Genomic DNA, 10,228 nt, shown 5'->3' on the forward strand with positions numbered 1-10,228 from the left:
CCTATTATTAGGCAGCCTTTGAGGTTTTGATGTGTTTTATTCTTAAGTGTATTTAAAATAAGTTAATGGGCTTTTTCTGCACCATGCATCCAGCGGATCAGTATCCCTGATATCATGAGTAGAAGAACGCCAGAAATAGTTGCTGTAATAGCAATACCCGCAAAAATATCTAATGCCCCAAGGCTTTCAACATGTGAGCCAACTAAGCCTGCGATGTAATTAGAAATTGCATTGAATCCAAACCACGTCCCCATCATTAGTGAAGCTAAACGTAATGGCGCTAATTTAGTTACCAATGATAATCCAATAGGAGATAAGCATAATTCACCTAGAGTATGGAAGAAATAAGCACCGACTAACCAATACATTGATGTTTTAATCGTTAAGTCACCGCCTTGCTCCATTACCGCGCCAACCATACAAAGAAAACCAATAGCTAAGAAAAAGAGAGCTAAAGCAAATTTAATCGGGGAGCTTGGTTCCTTTGGACCTAATTTAACCCATAACATAGCGATTAGAGGGGCAAAAACGATAATAAAGAATGGGTTTAATGATTGGAACCATGCCGCAGGAACTTCAAATGAGCCGATCATTCGATCGGTATATTGTTGAGAATAGATATTCATTAAGCCACCAGCTTGTTCAAAGCCAGCCCAAAAGACAATAACAAATAAACCCATTACCATAATTACTTTTAAGCGGTCGACCTCAATTTTACTTAGTACATTGTGAGATGTTCCTTTAGCTGCTGCATTCTCTTTTGCAATATGAGCAGCAGGACGAACACCGATATCACCTAAGAATCGTTGAGCAAATAGAGTTTGAATGATTAAACTAATAATCATGCCAATACCAGCAGCGGCAAAACCTGCTTTCCAACCCCATATACCTGTAACCGTTCCAGAAACAACTCCCGCTAATAATGAACCTAAATTGATACCCATGTAGAAGATAGTAAATGCACCGTCACGACGGTTATCACCATCTTGGTATAAATCACCAACCATGGTTGATACATTGGGTTTAAATAGACCATTACCGGCAATTAGGAAGCCTAAGCCTACATAAAAAAGGGCCTCAACTGAGAACGGTAAGAAATCATGAGGAAGTGCTAGTATGAATTGTCCGACTACCATAAGAAAGCCACCAATAAGCAGTGATTTTCGTTGGCCTAAGTGGTTATCAGCTAACCATCCACCAATAAGTGGGGTGATATACATTAATGCAGTATAAGTACCGTACAAACTAAGGGCATCTTTAACAGTCCAACCTAAACCACCATTAATGGTTCTGTCTGTTAAATACAAGACCAGAATCGCCCTCATAGCATAGTAAGAGAAGCGTTCCCATAATTCAGTTCCAAAAAGTAAGAACAATCCTTGAGGATGGCCCATCAGTGTTTTGTTGTTTGGCATAATGCTCTCTTTTATCGTGGATATGTTATTCTTTTTATATAAGTAATTTATACCCCTCGAATGTATCCTCTGCAATGATGTACAAATTTATGTGATTTAGTTAACATATTAACTTATTGAAATGCATGGTTATTAGTTACATTTACTTACATTTGTACGCTCTGTTTTATGGTGTTTTTGTAGGTTTTTATTTTTATTTTTATTGTTTAGTTGGTTTTTTATTCTTGTTAAGTTGATTGTTTTGGTTAAAAGAACTTCTTTGTCGCTTTTTTTGTGATTTAACATTTCAAATCAAATTTGAGTATAGATGTGGTTTCAATATATTCTTTTGTCAGTAGTGACATGGTATGATCTCTAATAGGTTAGCTAGGTATTTAAATAATGAAAGAATGGTATTTACTCTACTGTAAACGTGGAGATCAACAGAGAGCAAAGTTACATTTAGAAAATCAGCAAGTAGAGTGTTATTACCCTGAAGTTGAAATAGACAAAATAGTGCGAGGAAAAAAAAAGTCAGTTAAAGAGCCTTTATTTCCTTGTTATATGTTTGTTCGATTTGATTTCAAGATAGGACCTTCTTTTACAACCGTTCGTTCAACACGTGGAGTCAGCGACTTTATTCGTTTTGGTGTTTATCCTAAAGTGATTGATGGGGACTTTATTTGCTTATTGAAAAAAATGGATAATAAAGATAAGACGAAAGTGATAGAAGAGTTACCTGGAGTAGGTCAATCGATAGGAATTAAATCTGGTCCTTTTACAGGTGTTGATGCTATTTATAAAGAATCTGATGGTGAGAAGCGTTCGATCTTACTTATCACATTAATTAATAAGCAAGTTGAAATTAAAATTGATAATTCAGATATGGAATATTAGAGTTAGAAGATAAAAAAGCGCCAAAAATGGCGCTTTTTTTATTATGAACAATTTAGTTAATCATACGCTTCATTATGAACGGCTTGAACTGCTCGACCTGATGGGTCCACACAGTTTTTGAACGATTCATCCCACTCAATTGCTTTTGCTGAAGAACAGGCAACAGAAGGTCCACCAGGAACACATTTAGCGGCATCTTCAAGAGGGAATAGGTCTTCAAAGATCTCACGATACACATAGCCTTCTTTGGTGACTGGTGTATTGTAAGGGAAACGGAATTTTGCAGATTCCATTTGCTGATCGGTCACTTTCGCTTCCGCTGTTTCTCGTAAGGTATCAATCCAACCATATCCAACCCCATCAGAGAACTGCTCTTTTTGTCTCCATGCAATCGCTGGTGGTAAATCATCTTCAAAACATTCTCGAAGAATGTGTTTTTCCATTTTACCATTGCCACACATTTTATCTTGTGGGTTTAATCGCATTGCAATATCGATAAATTCTTTATCTAGGAAAGGTACACGTCCCTCTACACCCCAAGCGGCTAATGATTTATTCGCTCGAGCACAATCAAACATGTTTAGAGCAAGTAGCTTACGAACCGTTTCTTCATGGAATTCTTTTTTGTTTGGTGCTTTATGGAAGTATAGATAACCGCCAAAAATTTCATCAGCGCCTTCACCAGAAAGTACCATTTTAATGCCCATCGCTTTAATTTTACGACCCAATAAATACATTGGTGTAGAAGCACGAATAGTGGTTACGTCATAAGTTTCGATGTGATAAATAACATCACGAATAGCATCAAGACCTTCTTGAATCGTATAAGTCATCTCGTGGTGTACAGTACCAATTTTATCAGCAACTTCACGAGCAGCTTTTAGGTCTGGTGCTCCTTCTAGTCCTACTGCAAATGAGTGCAGCTGTGGCCACCATGCTTGAGATTGTTCGTTATCTTCAATACGCATTGCAGCAAACTTTTTCGCAATTGCTGATGTTATTGATGAATCAAGACCACCAGAAAGAAGCACACCATAAGGAACATCTGTCATTAATTGACGTTTAACCGCGTCCTCTAATGCTTGTTTAAGCTCTTCTTTATTTGTTGGATTATCTTTGACGGCATCATATTCCATCCAGTCACGTACATAGTAACGTGTTGGTTCAGTATCTTTTGATGAGTAGAAGTGGCCAGGAGGAAATTCACTGATTGATTTACAAACAGGTACTAGAGCTTTCATTTCAGAAGCAACGTAATAGTTACCATGCTCGTCATAGCCGTGATACATAGGAATGATACCAATATGATCACGCCCGATTAAGTATTCATCTTTCTCTTCATCATAAAGAATAAAGGCAAAAATACCGTTTAAGTCTTCTAGTAGATCTGCGCCTTTTTCACGGTATAGCGCCAAAATAACTTCACAATCAGAGTCTGTTTGGAAGGCGTAATCGTCGGCGTATTTTTCACGTAATTCTTTGTGATTATAGATCTCACCATTAACGGCTAGGATGTGTTTTTTATCTTCACTATAAAGCGGTTGCGCGCCACTGTTAACACCAACAATAGCCAGGCGTTCATGCGCTAAAATTGCTTTATCTGATGAGTAAATACCAGACCAGTCAGGACCACGATGACGAAGTTTTTTTGACATTTCAAGTGCGCTTGTACGAAGCGGTGCTGGATCAGTCTTTATATCTAGTATTCCAAAAATTGAGCACATAAGTTCCCTCTAATCTCTTCTTAATTTTTATCATAAATTATTGTCTTAACTACAATTTGCCATGATCGATAAAAAAAGCAACCAAGAAATACAAATAAAATCACAAACAGGCAACCTAATTAGATAATATTTAATATTTTTGCTATTTTGGTGTTTAATCGTTAGTTGTGGGCGGTTTTTTAAACAAAAAGAATGGAAATGAGGGAATATAAATAAAAAATCAGATTAGAATTTAATTAAGCTCTAATCTGATTTTCGACGGTGAGTAAGTAATCAATAAAGGAATTAGTCTTTCATATATTCTTTTTGTTGATTAAATTGTGGGTTCAATTGTTCACTTACATGTCGAGCAAAACCAGTGCCAGCTTCATGATAGATATTAAATGCGGCATCTACACCTTGTTCAAGCAACCCTTCAATTTGATCATTATAAGCAGCAATTGCAGCGGTTTGACCTTTATAATTCCGTGATTGTAATTGCTCTAATGCAAATTGATTACCCTGATGGTTAGGCATTGCCAACAAAACCAGTTTTACGTGCGAGGTAGATAAAATTCGCTCCCAGAAGTCGGGGTCGGTAGCATCACCAGAAATAACATTACGTCCGAGATCTTGATGATGTTTTGCAGACTCTTCTCTCAGTTCGATGCCTAAAATGATATCGCCATGTTTTTCTCTTAATTCATCATACGCACCGCTACCAATACGGCCCATACCAAGAATTAATATTTGAGCTCGACCTGGATTGATTAATTTATCCATAGGATTTAGGCGTTCTGCGGTATGTTCTTTTAGCCAATGACGAGAGCGTTGATAAATGGTGTGGCCAAAATTATTGAGTGGTGCTGAGATAATGAAAGAAATAGAAACCGCAATGGCAATGGCAACTAGAGTATCACCTGGTAGCCAACCCATTTTAAATGCTAATCCCCCAACAATTAATCCGAACTCACTGTAGTTAAATAAGGTAAGAGAGGCGAGTAAGGAGGTTCGTACTCGGAACTTAAACTTGTTAATAATAATAAAGTATAAAAACCCTTTTACTGGCAATAGTAAAATTAAAAATAGGGCGAGGGTTAATCCTGCAAGTGTAGGCGCTGCCGATAATCCGATATTTAAGAAGAAGCAAATAAGCAAAATTTCTTTTAAATTGAATAAGGATTTTGATAATTCAGACGCTTTAGAGTGACCCGCTAATAGCATGCCTAAGATAAGTGCGCCAAGATCGGGTTTCATCCCGACTAACTCAAATGTGCCAGCACCTGCAACTAACGCCAAGAATATACCATAAAGAACCAGCATTTCACCGTGGCCAGCCCAATCTAATAATTTGAAAAATAAAGGTCTAAAGAGTGGAAGTGCAAATAAAGCCAGTGCGGTAATTTCAGGAATTTTACCTGTTGATACTGTTAAGAATACAACGGCAAAGATATCTTGCATAACAAGAATACCAATCGCCAAGGTGCCGTAAGTGGCATTCAATTCGCCTTTCTCTTGCAATGCTTTTACTGCAAACACGGTACTAGAAAAGGATAAAGCAAAACCAAAAAGAACCAATTGTGCAGTATTGATATCTGCAAGCATGGTGATCCCAAGAAGCTTGAGACCAAGAAGGGCGAAAGTGAAAAATAGGGTCGAGAATACGTTATGGAGTGTTGCGCCTAACCAAATTTCTTTAGCAAGCAAGGTTTTTACATCTAATTTCAAACCAATAGAAAAAAGGAGAAGGGTAACACCAAGATCAGCAAAGGTAGAAAGTGTATCGTTGGATTGAAAGCCAAAGGCATGTAGTCCAAATCCGGCTAATAAAAAACCAACCAAAGGAGGTAGATTAATTTTTAATGCAATAAATCCCATTACAAAGGCTGCAATGATAAAAAGTAATTCCATATACTATTGTTCCTGAAAGTGATCAAAAAAGGGCCGCAAAAGCAGCCCTAGAATAACATGTTAAAAATTACTTATGATTATTCATCTAATAATTTTTGTAACAATACGCCATTAAGCATAGCTCGCTTCACCATTGAAAAAGCACCAATAGTTGGTTGTTCATGAAGCTCTGAAGCCACAATAGGAAGGTCTTTATGGAAAGCGGTTAATGATTGATTTTTAATACAGTTACGGATAGCGGCAAAAAGAATTTTATCTGATTGAGTAATCGCACCTGAGATAACAATTTTCTGCGGATTAAACAGGTTAATTGTCATTGCAATGGCTTTACCAAGTTGATTACCTACACGTAGTAATGTTTGTGTTGCCAGTTCATCGCCGTGATTTGCAGCATGGCAAATATCAGCCATTGTGATGTTATCTAATAGCGAAAGGCTTGAAGGGTAACCTTGCGAAAGCAGTGATTTTATCCGCGCAATAATTGCAGGATTTGCAGCGACTGTTTCTAAACAACCAAAATTACCACATTGGCATTTATCACCAATTGGATCGATTTGGATGTGACCAATTTCACCTACATTTCGGTTATGGCCAAGAAATACTTTACCGTTGACAATGATGCCTGCACCAGTACCACGGTGGACGCTGACTAAAATGGAATCGCGACAATCTTGTGAGGCCCCAAAATAGTGCTCAGCGAGAGCAAGGCCTCGAATGTCATTACCAACAAAACATTGAATATTAAAGGTTTCCTTGATGAAATCAGCGAGTGCTAGTTTATCAATATCTGTATTTGGCATATATTCTACAACGCCTGTCTCTGGGTTAACCAGACCAGGAAGCGTAATGCCAATAGCAATTAATTGTTTGATTGTATCTTGATTTTGAGTAATAAAGTTTTGAAGGAGTTGATTTAACCCATCTAACAAATGCTCTTGATTACTATAATGAAACTCTTGATATTCACTTGCCAATTCTTTTGTTGAAAGATCAAAAAGACTCAGTTGAATATAATCTCGGCCTAAACGCACCGCGATAGAATGAAAAGGTTCAGTTTCGGTGGTCAAAGAGATAGCTCTTCGACCGCCTGTTGATGCTTGTTGCGCGACTTCTTTAATTAAGCCGCGCTCTAATAGTTGACGGGTAATCTTGGTAACACTTGCAGGAGCAAGCTGACTAACGTCTGCGATTTGAATTCGAGAAATAGGGCCTTTTTGGTCGATTAAACGATAAACAGCCGCACTGTTTAATTGTTTTACTAGATCTACATTACCAATTTGTCCGTCAGTCATATTAACTTTGCTCGTATTGTCCGTTAACAACAGTCGCTTTTACATTGAAGTCACGATCAAAAATAGCAAGGTTAGCTACCATACCTTTTTTGATGCGGCCAAGTTTGTTATCCAAGCCCATAGCTTGAGCAGGATATAACGTAGCCATACGTAAAGCTTCATCTAAAGCGATTCCAACGTGCTCAACTGTATTCTGAACTGCTTCAATCATAGTCAGAGCTGAGCCGCCTAATGTGCCATTCTCATCAACACATTTACCATCCTTGTAATATACTTTCTTACCAACAAAAATAAAGTATTCCATGTCAGCACCTGCAGGAGCTGTGGCATCGGTCACTAATACTAGCTTTTCTTTCTTTATTTTGTGCGCAATACGAATGTTTGCATAGTCAACATGGAAGCCATCAGCAATGATGCCAGCATAAACATCAGGTGAATCGTAGATTGCACCAACAACACCTGGCTCACGGCCAACCATCGGTGTCATTGCATTAAATAGATGAGTTGCGAATGTAATACCAGATTCAAAACCTTGACGAGCTTCTGCATAAGTTGCATTGGTATGGCCAATTGAAACGACAATACCTGCTTTACATAAACGCTCGATATGTTCTGGATCATTTTGCTCAGGAGCAAGCGTAACTTTTGCTATTAAATCAGCGTTATCACACATTAGCTGAATCATATCTGAATCTGAGTGACGGATATGGTCAACACTGTGAATACCTTTTTTCATTACATTTAGGTATGGACCTTCAAGGTGAAGACCTAAAGATTGGTTTTGGTACTTATTGTGGTATTCACGAGCCGCTTCGATTGAAGCGCGCATGTCTTCGTCAGAAGAGGTGATTAATGTTGGTAGAAAGCTAGTACAACCCGACTTTAGATTAGCTTCATGCATGATTTGCATCGTTTGTGCTGTGATTTCATCATTTAGCATTACACCCCCACAACCATTAAGTTGAAGGTCGATAAAGCCAGGGCTTAGTATTGCGCCCTCTAAATCTTTTAACTCGATATCTTTTGGTAATTCAGATGTTGGGCAAATGGCTTCGATTTCAGTACCATTAATGATGACAGAATGGTCAACAAGAACATCGTTACCTGTATAAACTTTACCGTTAGTTAGCGCATACATAGCTTGAATCCTTTGGTTATAATTTTATAGTACGAAAAAATGTAAACTTTTTTCGTTGAAATTTTTAAGCAAGTGAAAAATAGAACTGCTTACTGAGCGGTACACTCAAGTTATCTAAATGTTACGTTCAGTAATGACAAAGTTAGGTCTTTTATAAGACAAACTTTATTCCTAATGTTTTATTCTTTCGAATGATAAAATAAGTTTTATGATCTCGCTAGCAAAATACCTTAAATATTGCCTCTACAGGTGATAATGATCACAATTAGCTTGCTTTTAATTTGCGGGGCGAAATTAATCCCTTACACTGACCCCGTTAATAACGAGTAGCGAAATAAGTTTATAATGGACAAAATTCAGCTATTCAAAAAATCTAAAATCCTTATAGGGGGAATCTAAAGGTGAATATTTTAGGATATTTTCAAAAAGTAGGTAAAGCACTGATGGTACCAGTTGCTACACTACCTGCAGCAGCAATTTTAATGGGTATTGGTTACTGGATTGACCCAGTAGCTTGGGGCGGCAACAATGCACTAGCAGCGTTTTTAATTAAAGCTGGTGCGGCTATCATTGATAACATGTCAGTACTGTTCGCAGTCGGTGTTGCTTATGGTATGTCTAAAGATAAAGATGGTGCAGCTGCACTAGCTGGTTTCGTTGGTTTCCTTGTTGTTACTACCCTTCTTTCACCAGGAGCAGTAGCTCAAATTCAGGGTATTGATCCTTCTGCAGTTCCTGCTGCTTTTGGTAAAATCAATAACCAATTTGTTGGTATCCTAGTTGGTATCGTATCTGCTGAGATCTACAACCGTTTCTCTACTGTTGAACTGCATAAAGCACTTGCATTCTTCTCTGGTAAACGTCTTGTTCCAATCTTAACTTCGTTTGCAGGTATTTTGATTGCGTTCGTACTAATGTACGTATGGCCTTCAATCTACGGCGGCCTTGTACATTTTGGTGAATCAATCCAAGGTATGGGTTCTGTTGGTGCTGGTATCTATGCATTTTTCAACCGTCTACTTATCCCTGTAGGTCTTCACCATGCACTTAACTCAGTGTTCTGGTTTGACGTAGCTGGTATTAATGACATCCCTAACTTCCTAGGTGGCGCTAAGTCTATCGCTGAAGGTACTGCAACTGTAGGTGTTACAGGTATGTACCAAGCTGGTTTCTTCCCAATCATGATGTTTGGTCTACCAGGTGCAGCATTAGCTATCTACCACACAGCTAAAATTGAGAACAAAGAAAAAGTAGCAGGTATCATGATTGCTGCTGGTTTCGCATCGTTCTTTACTGGTGTTACTGAACCACTAGAATTCTCATTCATGTTCCTTGCTCCTGCGCTATACGTAGTTCACGCAGCATTAACAGGTATCTCAGTATTCATCGCAGCATCTATGCAGTGGATTGCAGGTTTTGGTTTCTCAGCTGGTCTAGTAGATATGGTTCTTTCTACTCGTAACCCACTAGCTGTTAACTGGTACATGCTAATTATCCAAGGTATCGTATTCTTTGCAATCTACTACTTCGTATTCCGCGCTGTCATCATTAAGTTTAATCTTAAGACTCCAGGCCGTGAAGACGACGATGAAGAAGAAAGTTCAGTTCGTGGTTCTAAAGAAACTAGTGAACTAGCTAAGCAATATCTTAAAGCTCTAGGTGGTCACGATAACCTAGAAAACATTGATGCTTGTATCACTCGTCTGCGTTTAACTCTTAAAGACACTAGCGTAATTAGCGAGAAGCAACTTAAAGCACTAGGTGCAATGGGTGTAGTGAAACTTGGTTCAAACAATGTTCAAGTTATTCTTGGTCCCCTTGCTGAAATCGTAGCTGGTGAAATGATAAAAATCCCAGCTTCTGAAGACCTAACAGCAGTTGCATTACCATAAT

At 38.2% G+C, this 10,228-nt stretch carries 7 protein-coding genes; 2 read left to right on the forward strand and 5 right to left on the reverse strand.

Features of this window, described 5'->3' with window-relative positions; all coding sequences use genetic code 11:
• Positions 1–62: 62 nt before the first annotated feature.
• Entirely contained in the window at positions 63–1,415 is a 1,353-nt protein-coding gene (locus Q1K78_RS10945; protein WP_300178203.1) for a peptide MFS transporter, read from the reverse strand.
• A 381-nt stretch (positions 1,416–1,796) separates the two neighbouring features.
• Between Q1K78_RS10945 and rfaH the strand changes: the two genes are divergently transcribed.
• On the forward strand, positions 1,797–2,291 hold the full coding sequence (gene rfaH, locus Q1K78_RS10950) for a transcription/translation regulatory transformer protein RfaH (RefSeq protein WP_300178206.1): 495 nt from the start codon (positions 1,797–1,799) through the stop codon (positions 2,289–2,291).
• Between the two features lie 56 nt (positions 2,292–2,347).
• On the opposite strand, the gene asnB is transcribed toward rfaH, so the two are convergent.
• From asnB to nagA, 4 genes are all read right to left on the reverse strand, one after another.
• On the reverse strand, positions 2,348–4,015 hold the full coding sequence (gene asnB, locus Q1K78_RS10955; protein WP_300178209.1) for an asparagine synthase B: 1,668 nt from the start codon (positions 4,013–4,015) through the stop codon (positions 2,348–2,350).
• Positions 4,016–4,300: 285 nt separating this feature from the next.
• Complete coding sequence (locus tag Q1K78_RS10960; RefSeq protein WP_300178212.1) at positions 4,301–5,905, reverse strand: cation:proton antiporter family protein; 1,605 nt, start codon at positions 5,903–5,905, stop codon at positions 4,301–4,303.
• 77 nt (positions 5,906–5,982) lie between these two features.
• On the reverse strand, positions 5,983–7,197 hold the full coding sequence (locus Q1K78_RS10965; RefSeq protein ID WP_300178215.1) for an ROK family protein: 1,215 nt from the start codon (positions 7,195–7,197) through the stop codon (positions 5,983–5,985).
• A 1-nt stretch (position 7,198) separates the two neighbouring features.
• A complete protein-coding gene (gene nagA, locus Q1K78_RS10970) occupies positions 7,199–8,335 on the reverse strand; it encodes an N-acetylglucosamine-6-phosphate deacetylase (protein ID WP_300178217.1) in 1,137 nt (378 codons plus the stop codon).
• Between the two features lie 401 nt (positions 8,336–8,736).
• Between nagA and nagE the strand changes: the two genes are divergently transcribed.
• Positions 8,737–10,227: an N-acetylglucosamine-specific PTS transporter subunit IIBC gene (gene nagE / locus Q1K78_RS10975; RefSeq protein WP_300178220.1), complete on the forward strand. Its 1,491-nt coding sequence runs from the start codon at positions 8,737–8,739 to the stop codon at positions 10,225–10,227.
• Position 10,228: the final 1 nt, after the last annotated feature.

The sequence above is a fragment of the uncultured Aliivibrio sp. genome, assembly GCF_946479765.1.
Lineage (GTDB): Bacteria > Pseudomonadota > Gammaproteobacteria > Enterobacterales > Vibrionaceae > Aliivibrio.

Bases quoted from the DNA above. Each gene is read 5' to 3' on its own strand.
- Q1K78_RS10945 (WP_300178203.1), bottom strand. From the start codon at position 1,415: ATGCCAAACAACAAAACACTGATGGGCCATCCTCAAGGATTGTTCTTA.
- asnB (WP_300178209.1), bottom strand. From the start codon at position 4,015: ATGTGCTCAATTTTTGGAATACTAGATATAAAGACTGATCCAGCACCG.
- nagA (WP_300178217.1), bottom strand. From the start codon at position 8,335: ATGTATGCGCTAACTAACGGTAAAGTTTATACAGGTAACGATGTTCTT.
- Q1K78_RS10965 (WP_300178215.1), bottom strand. From the start codon at position 7,197: ATGACTGACGGACAAATTGGTAATGTAGATCTAGTAAAACAATTAAAC.
- Q1K78_RS10960 (WP_300178212.1), bottom strand. From the start codon at position 5,905: ATGGAATTACTTTTTATCATTGCAGCCTTTGTAATGGGATTTATTGCA.
- rfaH (WP_300178206.1), top strand. From the start codon at position 1,797: ATGAAAGAATGGTATTTACTCTACTGTAAACGTGGAGATCAACAGAGA.